This is a genomic window from Pseudomonas sp. BF-R-26, from assembly GCF_019947395.1.
In the GTDB taxonomy this organism is placed as follows: Bacteria; Pseudomonadota; Gammaproteobacteria; order Pseudomonadales; family Pseudomonadaceae; genus Aquipseudomonas; species Aquipseudomonas farris.
Genome location: NZ_JAGYGK010000018.1, coordinates 84,181 through 98,303, shown reverse-complemented (window position 1 = coordinate 98,303; position 14,123 = coordinate 84,181). Strand labels below are relative to the sequence as shown.

13 protein-coding genes are annotated in these 14,123 nt (G+C 60.9%); 7 read left to right on the top strand and 6 right to left on the bottom strand.

Annotated features, from left to right (window positions below; translation table 11 throughout):
• Positions 1-295: 295 nt before the first annotated feature.
• From KGB18_RS24805 to KGB18_RS24775, 7 genes are all read left to right on the top strand, one after another.
• Positions 296-1,816, top strand: a complete 1,521-nt coding sequence (locus KGB18_RS24805; protein WP_123719197.1) for an aldehyde dehydrogenase family protein — start codon at positions 296-298, stop codon at positions 1,814-1,816.
• 300 nt (positions 1,817-2,116) lie between these two features.
• On the top strand, positions 2,117-2,188 hold the full coding sequence (gene pqqA, locus KGB18_RS24800) for a pyrroloquinoline quinone precursor peptide PqqA (RefSeq protein ID WP_010455123.1): 72 nt from the start codon (positions 2,117-2,119) through the stop codon (positions 2,186-2,188).
• A 54-nt stretch (positions 2,189-2,242) separates the two neighbouring features.
• Positions 2,243-3,157, top strand: coding sequence for a pyrroloquinoline quinone biosynthesis protein PqqB (pqqB, locus tag KGB18_RS24795; RefSeq protein WP_201060249.1), 915 nt, complete (start codon positions 2,243-2,245; stop codon positions 3,155-3,157).
• 127 nt (positions 3,158-3,284) lie between these two features.
• Positions 3,285-4,037 (top strand): pyrroloquinoline-quinone synthase PqqC, encoded by a 753-nt coding sequence (gene pqqC / locus KGB18_RS24790; protein WP_123719199.1) that lies wholly within the window; start codon positions 3,285-3,287, stop codon positions 4,035-4,037.
• A complete protein-coding gene (gene pqqE, locus KGB18_RS24785) occupies positions 4,034-5,167 on the top strand; it encodes a pyrroloquinoline quinone biosynthesis protein PqqE (protein ID WP_223570646.1) in 1,134 nt (377 codons plus the stop codon). Before pqqC ends, pqqE begins: the two co-directional genes overlap by 4 nt.
• 281 nt (positions 5,168-5,448) lie before the next feature.
• A complete protein-coding gene (gene ercA, locus KGB18_RS24780; RefSeq protein WP_038984176.1) occupies positions 5,449-6,612 on the top strand; it encodes an alcohol dehydrogenase-like regulatory protein ErcA in 1,164 nt (387 codons plus the stop codon).
• A complete protein-coding gene (locus KGB18_RS24775; protein ID WP_123719201.1) occupies positions 6,596-8,323 on the top strand; it encodes a NahK/ErcS family hybrid sensor histidine kinase/response regulator in 1,728 nt (575 codons plus the stop codon). The genes ercA and KGB18_RS24775 overlap by 17 nt, the downstream gene beginning before the upstream one ends.
• Here KGB18_RS24775 and KGB18_RS24770 read toward each other — a convergent pair.
• The 6 genes from KGB18_RS24770 to KGB18_RS24745 form a co-directional block, all read right to left on the bottom strand.
• On the bottom strand, positions 8,308-9,183 hold the full coding sequence (locus KGB18_RS24770) for an aldose 1-epimerase (RefSeq protein ID WP_223570645.1): 876 nt from the start codon (positions 9,181-9,183) through the stop codon (positions 8,308-8,310). The two genes, KGB18_RS24775 and KGB18_RS24770, sit on opposite strands and share 16 nt — an antisense overlap.
• 134 nt (positions 9,184-9,317) lie before the next feature.
• A complete protein-coding gene (locus KGB18_RS24765) occupies positions 9,318-10,598 on the bottom strand; it encodes a TRAP transporter large permease (RefSeq protein ID WP_123359740.1) in 1,281 nt (426 codons plus the stop codon).
• Positions 10,599-11,126, bottom strand: coding sequence for a TRAP transporter small permease (locus KGB18_RS24760; protein WP_123719203.1), 528 nt, complete (start codon positions 11,124-11,126; stop codon positions 10,599-10,601). It abuts the gene before it with no gap.
• 76 nt (positions 11,127-11,202) lie between these two features.
• The gene (locus KGB18_RS24755) at positions 11,203-12,186 is read right to left on the bottom strand and encodes a TRAP transporter substrate-binding protein (RefSeq protein ID WP_201060253.1); all 984 of its coding nucleotides are present in this window, start codon (positions 12,184-12,186) and stop codon (positions 11,203-11,205) included.
• A 61-nt stretch (positions 12,187-12,247) separates the two neighbouring features.
• A complete protein-coding gene (locus KGB18_RS24750; protein WP_123719205.1) occupies positions 12,248-13,141 on the bottom strand; it encodes an SMP-30/gluconolactonase/LRE family protein in 894 nt (297 codons plus the stop codon).
• A gap of 45 nt (positions 13,142-13,186) precedes the next feature.
• Positions 13,187-13,999, bottom strand: coding sequence for an NAD-dependent epimerase/dehydratase family protein (locus KGB18_RS24745; protein WP_201060254.1), 813 nt, complete (start codon positions 13,997-13,999; stop codon positions 13,187-13,189).
• Between the last annotated feature and the right edge of the window lie 124 nt (positions 14,000-14,123).

The following is a 14,123-nucleotide window of genomic DNA, read 5'->3' as shown; positions in this document are numbered from 1 at the left end:
CCGCATAACCCCTGTGGGAGCGGGCTTTTGTGGCGAGGGGGCTTGCCCCCGTTGGGTCGCGAAGCGGCCCCAGCATTTCTCCTGTCCCACTGCGTTGGTCGGATTTACGACTGCTGCGCAGCCGAACGGGGGCAAGCCCCCTCGCCACAAGGATCACCTGTTCCGTATGGGCAAACCTACTACCAAATAACGAGAATCCCCCTGCCAACGGCGCATTCGTCTGGCAGGCGGGGCTCTCTACTATCGGTTCATCGCCTGTTGGCTCGACAGGCATCGACCCAGACAGAGGCCCACCATGATCTACGCACAACCCGGAACACCCGGCGCCGTCGTTTCCTTCAAACCGCGCTACGGCAATTTCATCGGCGGCGAATTCGTTGCCCCGGTCAACGGCGAGTACTTCACCAACACCTCTCCGGTCACCGGTGAAGTGATCGCCGAGTTCCCGCGCTCCAGCGCCGCCGACATCGAAAAAGCCCTTGATGCCGCTCATGCCGCCGCCGATGCCTGGGGCAAAACCTCGGCGCAGGATCGCTCGCTGGTGCTGCTGAAAATCGCCGACCGCATCGAGCAGAACCTGGAAATCCTCGCCGTCACCGAAACCTGGGACAACGGCAAGGCCGTGCGCGAAACCCTCAACGCCGACGTGCCTTTGGCTGCCGACCACTTCCGTTATTTCGCCGGTTGCATCCGCGCTCAGGAAGGCGGCGCCGCCGAGATCAACGAACTGACCACCGCCTATCATTTCCACGAACCATTGGGCGTGGTCGGGCAGATCATCCCGTGGAACTTCCCGCTGCTGATGGCCGCCTGGAAACTCGCTCCGGCCCTGGCTGCCGGCAACTGCATCGTGCTCAAACCCGCCGAACAAACGCCGCTGTCGATCATGGTGTTCGCCGAGCTGATCGCCGACTTGCTGCCGGCCGGCGTGCTGAACATCGTCCAGGGTTTCGGTCGCGAAGCCGGTGAGGCGCTAGCCACCAGCAAGCGTATCGCCAAGATCGCCTTCACCGGTTCCACCCCGGTGGGCGCGCACATCATGCATTGCGCCGCCGAGAACATCATTCCGAGCACCGTTGAACTGGGCGGCAAATCGCCGAACATTTTCTTCGAAGACATCATGAACGCCGAGCCGCAGTTCATCGAGAAAGCTGCTGAAGGCCTGGTGCTGGCGTTCTTCAACCAGGGCGAAGTCTGCACCTGTCCGTCCCGGGCGCTGGTGCAGGAATCGATCTACGAGCCGTTCATGGCCGAGGTGATGAAGAAGATCGTCAAGATCAAGCGCGGCAACCCGCTGGACACCGAAACGATGGTCGGCGCCCAGGCGTCCGAGCAGCAATACGACAAGATCCTCTCGTACCTGAAAATCGCTCAGGAGGAGGGCGCCGAACTGCTCACCGGCGGCGCGGCTGAGCGCCTTGAAGGCGATTTGTCGACCGGCTATTACATCCAGCCGACCCTGCTCAAGGGTCACAACAAAATGCGTGTGTTCCAGGAAGAAATCTTCGGCCCGGTGGTGGGTATCACCACCTTCAAGGACGAAGCCGAAGCCCTGGCGATTGCCAACGACAGCGAGTTCGGCCTCGGCGCCGGCCTGTGGACCCGCGACATCAACCGCGCCTACCGCATGGGCCGGGCGATCAAGGCCGGGCGCGTCTGGACCAACTGCTACCACCTGTACCCGGCCCACGCCGCGTTCGGTGGCTACAAGAAATCCGGTGTCGGCCGTGAGAACCACAAGATGATGCTCGACCATTACCAACAGACCAAAAACCTGCTGGTGAGCTACGACATCAATCCGTTGGGGTTCTTCTAACCCGCAAGAACATCATTGAAACTTGTGGGAGCGGGCTTGTGTGGCGAGGGGGCTTGCCCCCGTTGGACTGCGTAGCAGTCCCGGAACTTCTGGTTTTGGGGCCGCTCCGCGACCCAACGGGGGCAAGCCCCCTCGCCACATAAGCCCGCTCCCACAGGGTTTTGTGTGGTGCTAATGATCTGCGCAACACCCCCTACCAACGCACCCCACAACCTCCTTCGAAAGTAGCATTCGGTCATCTCATCCCCCGTGCATTAATGGCTTTACCGGAATCGTCCGGCACAAGAAGAGGATTGACCCATGTGGAATAAACCCGCGTTTACCGATCTGCGCATTGGCTTCGAAGTGACGATGTATTTCGCCAACCGTTGATTGATTGCCCGGTCAGCCGTCGCGTTGGCCGGGCCTGCCTTCTGGAGGCATTCCATGCACATCCGCGTTCTCGGTTCCGCCGCTGGCGGCGGTTTTCCGCAATGGAACTGCAACTGCCGTCAATGCGCCGCTATGCGCAACGGCAATCTGCGCGCACAACGCCGCACGCAGTCGTCCATTGCCCTGAGCGACGACGGTGTGGAGTGGGTGCTCTGCAATGCTTCACCGGATATTCGCGCGCAACTCGAAAGCTTCCCGGCGATGCAGCCAGCCCGACGCTTGCGTGACACGGCGATTGCCGGCGTCGTTCTGCTGGACAGTCAGATCGACCATTGCACCGGGCTGTTGAGCCTGCGCGAAGGCTGCCCGCATTCGGTCTGGTGCACTGAGCGGGTTCACGAAGACCTGAGCAGCGGCTTTCCCTTGTTCACCATGCTCAAACACTGGAACGGTGGCTTGCAGTGGCAACCCATCGAACTGGATCGTGAGCCGTTCAGTATCGCGGCCTGCCCACACCTGCAGTTTCGCGCGATTCCGTTGGTCAGCAATGCACCGCCGTACTCGCCCAATCGTGGCAATCCGCAGCCGGGCGACACCATTGGCCTATTCATCGAAGACCTGCGCAGCGGTGCATCGGTTTTCTATGCCCCGGGACTGGGGCAAGTCGACGCCGAGGTATTGAGCTGGATGCGGCGCGCCGACTGCCTGCTGCTGGACGGCACGCTGTGGCGCGACGATGAAATGCGCGTGTGCGAAGTCGGTCAGAGCCTGGGCAGCGAAATGGGCCACCTGCCGCAAAGCGGCCCCGGCGGCATGCTCGACGTGCTGGAGGGCTTCAAGCGCCAGCGCAAGGTGCTGATCCACATCAACAACACCAACCCGATCCTCGATGAAGACTCGGCCGAGCGCGCATTGCTGGAGCGGCGTGGGATTGAAGTGGCTTATGACGGCATGAGTATTGAGCTGTAGCGGATGGCCCCTTCGCGGGCAAGCCCGCTCCCACAGGGCTCACCTAAATCCTGTGGGAGCGGGTTTGCCCGCGATGAGGCCAGACCAGACACCGCAGAACCCAACGGTTATTCCCCGGAGAACCGCAATGACTGACACTCCCATGACCCCCGCCGAATTCGAAGCAGCCCTGCGCGCCAAGGGTGCCTATTACCACATCCACCACCCGTTCCACCAAGCCATGTACGCCGGGCGCGCCACCCGCGAGCAGATTCAGGGCTGGGTCGCCAATCGCTTCTATTACCAGGTGAACATCCCGCTCAAGGATGCCGCTATCCTTGCCAATTGCCCGGATCGCGACGTGCGCCGGGAATGGCTGCAACGGATCCTCGACCATGACGGCGTCCCCGGCAGTGAAGGCGGCATCGAAGCGTGGCTACGATTGGGCGAAGCAGTGGGGCTGGATCGCGAACAAATCCTCTCGCAAGAGCTGGTGCTGCCGGGCGTACGTTTCGCCGTGGACGCCTACGTCAATTTTGCCCGTCGCGCTCGCTGGCAAGAAGCGGCCAGCAGTTCCCTGACCGAACTGTTCGCGCCACAAATCCACCAGTCCCGGCTCGACGCCTGGCCCACCCATTACCCATGGATCGATCCGGCCGGTTACGACTATTTCCGTACGCGGCTGAGCCAGGCGCGGCGCGATGTCGAGCATGGTTTGCGCATCACCCTGGCGCACTACGTCACGGTCGAAGGCCAGCAACGCATGCTGGAGATTCTGCAGTTCAAACTCGATGTATTGTGGAGCATGCTCGACGCGATGAGCATGGCTTATGAGCTGGATCGCCCGCCGTACCACACCGTCACCACCGAGCAGGTCTGGCACCGGGGGATCACCCTGTGAGCCTGATCGAACAGCAACCCGGCCCACCGCTGTGGTTGTTGGCGGAGCTGACCTATCGTTGCCCGCTGCAATGCCCGTATTGCTCCAACCCGCTGGACTTCGCCCAACAGGGTGAGGAGTTGAGCACAGAAGAATGGATTCGGGTGTTCCGCGAAGCGCGGGAGATGGGCGCTGCGCAACTGGGTTTTTCCGGTGGCGAGCCGTTGGTGCGCCAGGACCTGGCCGAGCTGATCAAGGCCGCGCGGGACATGGGTTACTACACTAACCTGATCACCTCGGGCATCGGCTTGACCGAACAGAAGGTCCGCGACTTCAAGATCGCCGGGCTGGACCATATCCAGATCAGTTTTCAGGCCGCCGATGAAGAGGTGAACAATCTGCTCGCCGGCTCGCGCAAGGCCTTCGCCCAGAAACTGGCCATGGCCCGGGCGGTGAAAGCCCAGGGCTACCCGATGGTGCTGAACTTCGTCACCCATCGGCACAACATCGACCAGATCGCGCAGATCATCGAACTGTGCCTGGAGCTGGAAGCGGATTTCGTCGAGTTGGCGACGTGCCAGTTCTACGGTTGGGCTGAACTCAACCGCGTCGGCCTGCTGCCGACCCGCGAACAGTTGCAGCGCGCCGAGCGCATCACCAATGAATACCGCCAGCGGCTTGAGGCCGAGGGCCATCCGTGCAAGCTGATCTTCGTGACCCCGGATTACTACGAAGAACGCCCAAAAACCTGCATGAATGGCTGGGCCAACCTGTTTCTCGACATCACCCCGGACGGCACGGCATTGCCTTGTCATAGCGCCCGCCAGTTGCCGGTGCAGTTTCCCAACGTGCGCGAGCACAGCATCGCGCACATTTGGAACGACTCGTTCGGCTTCAACCGTTTTCGCGGCGATGACTGGATGAAAGAGCCGTGCCGTTCCTGCGATGAAAAGCACAATGACCTCGGCGGCTGCCGTTGCCAGGCGTTCATGCTTACGGGTGACGCGAGCAACGCCGACCCGGTGTGCAGCAAATCGCCGCACCACGACGTTATTCTCAAGGCCCGGGATGAAGCCGACGCGCCGGGGCAGGGCATGGAGCACCTGACCTTGCGTAATGAAAAGGCTTCGCGGCTGATCTATAGCGGATGAGTTGTGAACACAGAACCCTGTGGGAGCGGGCTTATGTGGCGAGGGGGCTTGCCCCCGTTGGACTGCGTAGCAGTCCCGGAGCTTCTGATTTTGGGGCCGCTCCGCGACCCAACGGGGGCAAGCCCCCTCGCCACATAAGCCCGCTCCCACAGGGATTTTCAGTGAATCTGAAATCGGAGTGCACCCCTGGGCTGGCTCGCTATCCATTGGTCTGATTGCATTCGCAGCCGGATGCTTTAGTGTGGACTTTACCTTCCAAAACAATAAAAACAGGCTTTCCAATGAGCCAGAATCTCAGCCAGCTGCGTAAATTCGTTTCGCCTGAAATCATCTTCGGTGCCGGCTGTCGGCATAACGTCGGCAACTACGCCAAGACCTTCGGTGCCCGCAAGGTGCTGGTGGTCAGCGACCCCGGTGTGATTGCCGCCGGTTGGGTCGCAGATGTCGAGGCCAGCCTGCAAGCCCAGGGCATCGATTACTTTCTATATAGCGACGTTTCGCCCAACCCGCGGATCGAAGAGGTCATGCTCGGCGCCGAGCTGTACCGGGAGAATCACTGCGATGTGATCGTGGCGATCGGCGGCGGCAGCCCGATGGACTGCGGCAAAGGCATCGGCATCGTCGTCGCCCACGGACGCAACATCCTCGAATTCGAGGGCGTGGACATGTTGCGCATGCCCAGCCCGCCGCTGATCCTGATCCCGACCACCGCCGGCACTTCGGCCGACGTGTCGCAGTTCGTGATCATCTCCAATCAGCAAGAACGCATGAAATTCTCCATCGTCAGCAAGGCTGCGGTGCCCGACGTGTCGCTGATCGATCCGGAAACCACGCTGAGCATGGATCCGTTTCTGTCGGCCTGTACCGGCATCGACGCGTTGGTCCATGCCATCGAAGCCTTCGTCTCCACCGGTCACGGGCCGCTCACCGACCCTCATGCGCTGGAGGCGATGCGGCTGATCAACGGCAATCTGGTGCAAATGATCGCCAACCCGAGCGACATCGCCCTGCGGGAAAAAATCATGCTCGGCAGCATGCAGGCCGGGCTGGCGTTCTCCAACGCGATTCTTGGCGCGGTGCACGCCATGTCCCACAGCCTCGGCGGCTTCCTCGATCTGCCCCATGGCCTGTGCAATGCGGTGCTGGTGGAACACGTGGTGGCGTTCAACTACAGCTCGGCGCCGGAGCGCTTCAAGGTGATCGCCGAGACGTTCGGTATTGATTGCCGTGGCCTCAATCACCGGCAGATTTGCGGGCGGCTGGTCGAACACTTGATCGCCCTCAAACACGCCATCGGCTTCCACGAAACCCTGGGCCTGCACGGGGTGAGTACGGCGGACATTCCGTTCCTGTCGCAACACGCCATGCACGACCCGTGCATCCTTACCAACCCGCGCGAATCCAGTCAGCGCGACGTCGAGGTCGTCTATGGCGAAGCCCTCTGACGAGCAACAACGGGCGCTGGCCGGGTTACTCGGCTTAGGCAACCACTCGGCGCGCAAGAGTCATTACCCGGAACTGGCTGCGCGCCTGGATGAACTGGAAACCGAACGCAACCGCTACAAATGGCTGTTCGAAAACGCGGTACACGGGATCTTCCAGGCCAGCCTGCTGGAAGGCATGCGCGCCGCCAATCCGGCATTGGCGCGGATGCTTGGCTATCAGGACCCGCAGGAGGTGCTGTTTTCTCTGACGGACCTGGCGGATACGCTGTTCGTCGGCGGGGCGCAAGAGCTGGAAAGCATCGGCGAAATCCTCCAGCGCGAGCGCAGCCTGCTGGGCTATGAAACTCAGCTGCGGCGCAAGGACGGCAGCGTCCTCGACGTACTGATGAACTTGCTGCTCAAACCGGATCAGGAAGGTTTGGTGGAGGGCTTTGTCGCCGATATCACCGAACGAAAACTCGCTCAGCAACGCCTGCAACAACTCAATGACCAACTGGAGCAGCGGGTCACCGCGCGCACCAACGAGTTACTGGACGCCAACCGCAATCTGCAACAGCAGATCACCCAGCGCAAACAGATCGCAGAAGCCTTGCGCGATGCCCGTGATGCTGCCGAAGCCGCCAATCGCAGCAAGGACAAATACCTCGCCGCCGCCAGCCACGACCTGTTGCAGCCGCTCAACGCCGCGCGTTTGCTGATCTCGACCTTGCGCGAGCGCAAACTGCCCGACGTCGAGCAGGTGCTGGTGGAGCGCACGCATCAGGCGCTGGAAGGGGCCGAAGACTTGCTCACCGATCTGCTGGATATTTCCCGGCTCGATCAGGCCGCTGTGAAGCCGGACATTGCCCTGTACCGCCTCGACGAATTGTTCGCGCCACTGGTCTCGGAGTTTCAGTCGGTGGCCGCGGCAGCCGGGTTGAACCTGCGGGTGCACATGGGCGATTACGCCATTCATACCGACTTGCGCCTGATGACCCGAATCCTGCGCAACTTCCTCAGCAATGCCTGCCGCTACACCGACGAGGGCTGCATTCTGCTGGGGGCAAGACGCCGGGGCGATGCGCTGCGTATCGAAGTCTGGGACACCGGGCGCGGGATTCCGGCGGATCGTCTTGACTCGATCTTCCTCGAGTTCAACCAACTGGACGTCGGGCGCGCCGCCGATCGCAAGGGCGTGGGTCTGGGACTGGCGATTGTCGAACGCATCGCCAAGATCCTCGACTACAGGATTCAGGTTCATTCGCTGCCGGGGCGCGGTTCGATGTTCAGCATCGAAGTACCGATTTCCCATGAGATTCCACTGCCGATCAGTCTGGCCGCACCGCAACCGAGCACCGGCAACCCGTTGCCGGGCCGGCGTCTGTTGGTGCTGGACAACGAAGTCAGCATTCTTGAAAGCATGAGCGCGCTACTCGGGCAGTGGGGCTGCGAAGTGGTCACCGCCACCGACGAGGCCACCGCGCTGGTGGCTTTGCAGGGGCAGGCGCCGGAACTGATTCTGGCGGACTATCACCTGGACCACGGGGTGGTGGGTTGTGAGGTGGTCCGGCATTTGCGCGAGCATTTCAGCCAGGCGATTCCGGCGGTGATCATCACCGCCGACCGCACCGACCAGTGCCGGCGCTCATTGCAGCGCCTCGACGCGCCGCTGCTGAACAAACCAGTGAAGCCCGGCAAGTTGCGCGCGGTGCTGACTCAGCTGTTGGCGTAGCGATAGCGCAGGCTGAAACCGAGTTCGGCAGATTGGCCTTGTTCCAGCAAACGCAACCCTGGCCGACCCGGCAAGTGATGGGCGTTGACCGGATGGCTTACCGGTTCGATGCAGAAAAATTCCAGGCCTACGGGGCAGTAGAGCAGGTAGTAGTCGCTGCCGGTGGCCTGGCACTCCAGTTCATAACCCAGCTCGGGTTGCTGGATCAGGCAGTGGCCGTCCCATTCGCAAAAGCCGTTGTCCACCAGTGTTTCGGGTAATGCCCGGGGCTGGCTGAAGTCCCAATCCTTGGGTATCGAAGTGAGTTGTGTTGGCAGTTTTGTGCTGTCGCACAACCAGACCTGTCGCGCCTGCGTCTGCAACCGAGTGCCTGCAGCGCGCGGGAAGTAGGGATGCAAACCGAGCCCATGCCAGGCGGCGTGTTCGGCCAGATGGGTGACCTGCAAATTAATGTTCAGCTTGCCCTCGCTCAGATGAAAACGTTGCCTTGCGCGATAAGCGAAGGGCGTGGTGCTGTCGAGTTGCAGGACGATTTCATCGCGGGTATGCGAGACGATCTGCCACGGCTGTTGCCAGGCACTGCCATGAATCGGCAGGGGATCGGTGAGGCTGTTGGGCGTCAGCGTGAGCCAGCCGTCGGGGCAGTCGAAACCACCCTCCGAGATTCGGTTCGACCATGGCGCCAGGGGATAGCAGGCGAGTTTGCGGGGCAGGCCGGTGTTCAAGGCGTGTTGGTCACTGTGGCGCAACAGCGGTTGGCCGGTGCTGCGTACCGTCCAGTTGACGATGCTCGCACCGAGTTCGGGGGCGAGGGTGAGGCGGGTGAGTTCGTCTTCGAGTTCGAGGGTGTTGAGGGTCATGATTTTCGCCCTGCGTTGAATGGTTGAAAAGATCGCAGCCTGCGGCAGCTCCTACATTGGAATCGCGCACACCCGTGAAATATCGGACGAACACAAATCCTGTAGGAGCTGCCGAAGGCTGCGATCTTTTGAGGTCACAACACCAAATGCGGCAACCACAGTGAAATGGCGGGAATGTAAGTCACGGCCATCAGCACCAGGAACAGCACGCCGTAGAACGGCAGCAGCGCTTTCACCGTGCTTTCGATACTGACCTTGCCCACCGCCGAGCCGACAAACAGTACCGCGCCCACCGGCGGTGTGATCAATCCGATCCCCAGGTTCACCAGCATGATCATGCCGAACTGCACCGGGTCCACGCCAATGCCCAGAATCACCGGCATCAGGATCGGCGTGAGAATAAGGATCAGCGGCGCCATGTCCATCACCGTGCCGAGTAATAGCAGCATCACGTTGATGCACATCAGGATCACGTAACGGTTGTCCGACAGGGTCAGGAACATCGTGGTGATCTTCGCCGGGATCTGCATCAGCGTCATGATGTAGCCGAAGCTGGCGGCGAAGCCGATCAGGATCATCACGATCGAGATAGTGCGCACCGTGCGGTGCATCAACTTGGGCAGCTCACTCCACTTGTAGTCGCGGTAAATGAACATGGTGACGAAGAACGACCACAACACCGCGATCGCCGCCGATTCGGTGGCGGTGAAGATGCCCGAGAGAATGCCGCCGAGAATGATGACCATCGCCATCATGCCCCACATCGCTTCACCGCAGATTTTCAGTGCCTCCTTGAGCGGAATGACTTCGCCCTTGGGGTAGTTGCGCTTTCTGGCGAAGATCAGGCACAGCACCATCAGGCACGCGCTCATCAGCAGGCCCGGCACTACGCCGGCCATGAACAGCGAAGCAATCGAAACGGTCCCGCCAGCGGCCAGCGAGTAGAGCACTGAGTTATGGCTGGGTGGCGTCAGCAGGGCTTGCACCGAACCGCTGACCGTCACTGCGGTGGAGAAATCCCGCGGGTAGCCGCGACGCTCCATTTCCGGAATCAGCACCGAACCGACCGACGCCGTGTCCGCCACCGAAGAGCCGGAAATCGCGCCGAAGAAGGTCGAGGCCATGATGTTCACCAGCGACAACCCGCCGCGCACGAACCCCACCAACACTCCGGCAAAAGCCACCAGTCTGCGGGACATGCCGCCCTCGGCCATGATCGCCCCTGCGAGTACGAAGAACGGGATCGCCAGCAACGAGAATTTGTTAACGCCACCGGCGACCTGAATCATCAGCGCCTGGAACGGGATGTCGATCCACCACGCACCGATCAGGGCAGAAAGCCCCAAGGCGTAGGCGACCGGCATGCCGATCAGGATCAAAGCGATAAAACTGCCGAGCAGAATCAGAGCGTCCATTTATGCGGCACCTTCGCTTTCTTCAACCAGGTCGAAACGCACGACCCGACGGTTGCTCTGGTCACCGAGCAAGAGTTTTTCCAGCACGAAAATCAGCGTCAGCACACCGCCCACGGGAATCGGCATGTAGGTGATGCCCACGCGCAGAGTGGGCAGAGAGCTCATGAACTGGTTCCAGGTGGACATACAGAGCTTGGTGCCCCAGATGGCCATGAACAGGCAAATGGTCGCCATCAGCAGCTGCGAAACGATGCTCATGGTCTTGCGCAGTTCGGGGGGCATGCGGTCGGTGAGCATGGCCACGGCCATGTGCGCACCGGCGCGATAACTGGCGGCGGCGCCGATGAAGGTGAAGACCATCATCAGCAAAATCGCGGTGGGCTCGGGCCAGCTTGAACCGGTGCCGAGGACGTAACGGGCGAAGACGCCCCAGGGAATGATCAGGGCAATGGTCAGGACCGACAGGCCGGCGACCCAGATGCAGGTCATGTAAATCCTGTCGTTGATGCGCAGCAGCAGATTCTTCATCGGGTTTCACCGTAACCGGGCGCCGCTGACGATCCACTCGTCAACGGTGCCGGGCCTTTCATGAATGCAGGGAGGGTTACTGAACGGCTTCGATGCGCTTGATCAGATCGGCGTAAGGCGCGCCGTATTTTTCCCGGACCGAAGCCGTGGCTTCATAGAAAGGTTTTTTGTCGACGGTGATGAACTCGACGCCGGCAGCCTTGAGTTTTTCTTCACTGCTGGCCGACTTCGCATCCCACAGCGTGCGCTCCTGGGCCTGTGCGGCTTTGGCGGCTTTTTTCACCAGCACTTGCTGGTCGGGGCTGAGTTTTTCCCAAGTGATTTTCGACATCACGATCGGCTCGGGCAGGATCAGGTGCCCGGTCAGGCTGTAGAACTTGGCGTTTTGGTAGTGGTTGTGTTCGAGCAGGGTTGGCGGGTTGTTTTCCGCGCCGTCGATCACCCCGGTCTGCAACGCACTGAAGATCTCGCCGGTGTCCATGGCAATGCCGTTGCCGCCCATGGCGTTGATGGTGTCGATGAACATCGGATTGCCCTGCACGCGGATCTTCATGCCTTTGAGGTCGGCGAGGCTGCGTACCGGTTTTTTGGTGTAGATATTGCGCGTGCCGCCGTCCATCCAGGCCAGGGCGACCAGGTTGAATTCGGAGTTGGTGATCTTGTCGAGGATCTCATCGCCGACCTCACCGTCGATGACTTTGCGCATGTGCGCCTGGTCGCGGAACACGAACGGCATGTTGAACACGTTCACGTCCGGCACTACCGGCCCGACGATGCCGAGGCTGACCCGAGCCATCTGAATAGCGCCGACCTGAGCCTGTTCGATGACCTCTTTTTCCGAACCGAGCACACCGCCGGCAAACATCTTGAAAGTCAGCTTGCCGTTGCTGTCGGTCACCAGGGTTTTACCCAGTTGTTCCTCGGCGACCACGGTCGGGTAACCGGCGGGGTGGATGTCGGCGAATTTGATTTCCAGTGCCTGGGCGGCGCTGCTGAGGGTGAAGGTGAGTGCTGCAGTGATGGGAAGTGCGGCGGCGAGCAAGGTGCGTTTGAAGTCCATGGGTTGTGTCTCCAGTCTTGTTGTTTTTTTTATTCAAGGCACAGCGATGCAGCGGAGGGGGTTAAAGCAATTCGTTGAACACGGGTTCCGGCAAGCCTTTGACGCCGGGGTTGAGGGCGAACACGCCGCCGGCCAGCGACTGTTCGTCATGGTCGTCAGCGGGGCGGATCGAGGTCACAAACAGGGTGTCGAGCTGGCTGCCACCGAAGGCGCACATGGTCGGTTTCTTCACCGGCACGGGGAGGGAACGATCCAGTCGGCCATCGGGGGTGAAACGGTGAATCAACCCGGCGTCGTTGGCGCAGATCCAATAACAACCTTCGGCATCCACTGCTGCGCCATCGGGGCGGCCAAGGAAGTGATGCATGTCGACGAACAGCCGACGGTTGGACGGCGTGCCGCTGTCGATGTCGTAATCGAAAGCCCAAATCTGCTGCACATTCGGGTGTGAATCCGAGAGGTATATGGTCTTGCCGTCCGGGCTGAAGCCCAGGCCGTTGGGCACGATGAAACCGCTGAGTCGGGCTTCGAGCGGCCCGGGTTGTCCGGCACTGTAGCGATAGAGCGTGCCGTCGGCGGCGTTGGCGCCCATGTTCAACACCATGCTGCCGGCCCAGAAACGGCCCTGGCGATCACAGCGGCCATCGTTCAGGCGCATGTCGGGGCGGGCGTGATCGACGTGGGCCAGCAGTTCGCTGTCGAGGCTGCCATCGTTGTGCGGGTGCAGGTGAAAGAATCCGCTTTCCATGCCGGCGACCCAGCCACCCGCACTGTGACGAGCGATGCAGGCGAGCATTTGCGGGGCTTTCCAGGCGTGAACGTGTCCGCTGTCGGCATTCCAGCGCTGTAATCCACCGGTCGGAATATCGACCCAGTACAGGGCGTTTTCCTCGGGGACCCACACCGGGCTTTCACCGACCGCATTGCGGGCATCGACAATCAATTCGGCTTGCATGGCAACGCATTCCCTTGGCTTTGTTATGTGGGGATTGGCGAGGGCTCAGTCGCCGAACGGCCCGGCCGCGACAAAGGCACCACCCTGATAAACCCGGGCCGGATCATCCTCGGCGGGCATTGGTTGGGCTTCGATTTTTTCGCGGAAGACTTCGGACGTGTCCTGTGGCGTATAACCCAGGTGCGCCGCGAATCGGTTGTCCCACCAGATGCTCTTGTTGTCGGACATGCCGTACACCACGGTGTGGCCGACATTCGGGGTGTACAACGCGCGTTCGAGCAGTTGGGTCATGTCGTCGAAGCTCAGCCAGGTGCTCATCATTCGGCGGTTCTGTGGTTCCGGGAACGAGGAGCCGATGCGGATGCTGACGGTTTCGATGCCATAGCGATCGAAGTAGAAACTGGCCATGTCTTCGCCGTAGGACTTGGACAAGCCGTAATAGCTGTCCGGGCGGCGAGGGGAGTGGGCGTCGAGGGTTTCGTCCTGCTTGTAAAAGCCGATGACGTGGTTGGAACTGGCGAAAATCACCCGTTTCACGCCATGGCGACGGGCCGCTTCGTAGATATGGAACACGCCGCAGATATTGGCGCCGAGAATCTCTTCGAACGGACGCTCCACCGACACGCCGCCGAAGTGCAGGATCGCATCCACGCCTTCGACCAGTTGATGCACCGCTTGCTTGTCGGCGAGGTCGCACGGCACGACTTCTTCGCGATCATCAATGGCTGGCGCCATGTCGGCGATGTCCGACAGACGGAGTACGTTGGCGTAAGGTCGCAGGCGTTCGCGCAGGACTTTACCGAGGCCACCGGCGGCGCCGGTCAGGAGCAGGCGATTGAATGGGGATGTGGTCGTCATGTAAATCCCTGAACAGAAAATTGTAGTTGTTGGGTTTGTTGTAGGTTGTCGTATGACTTGGTCGAAGTATTGTTAGGCTTTCCGGTGCTTGTCAACGCGACTTTGGTTGAAATTGACGGAGGGT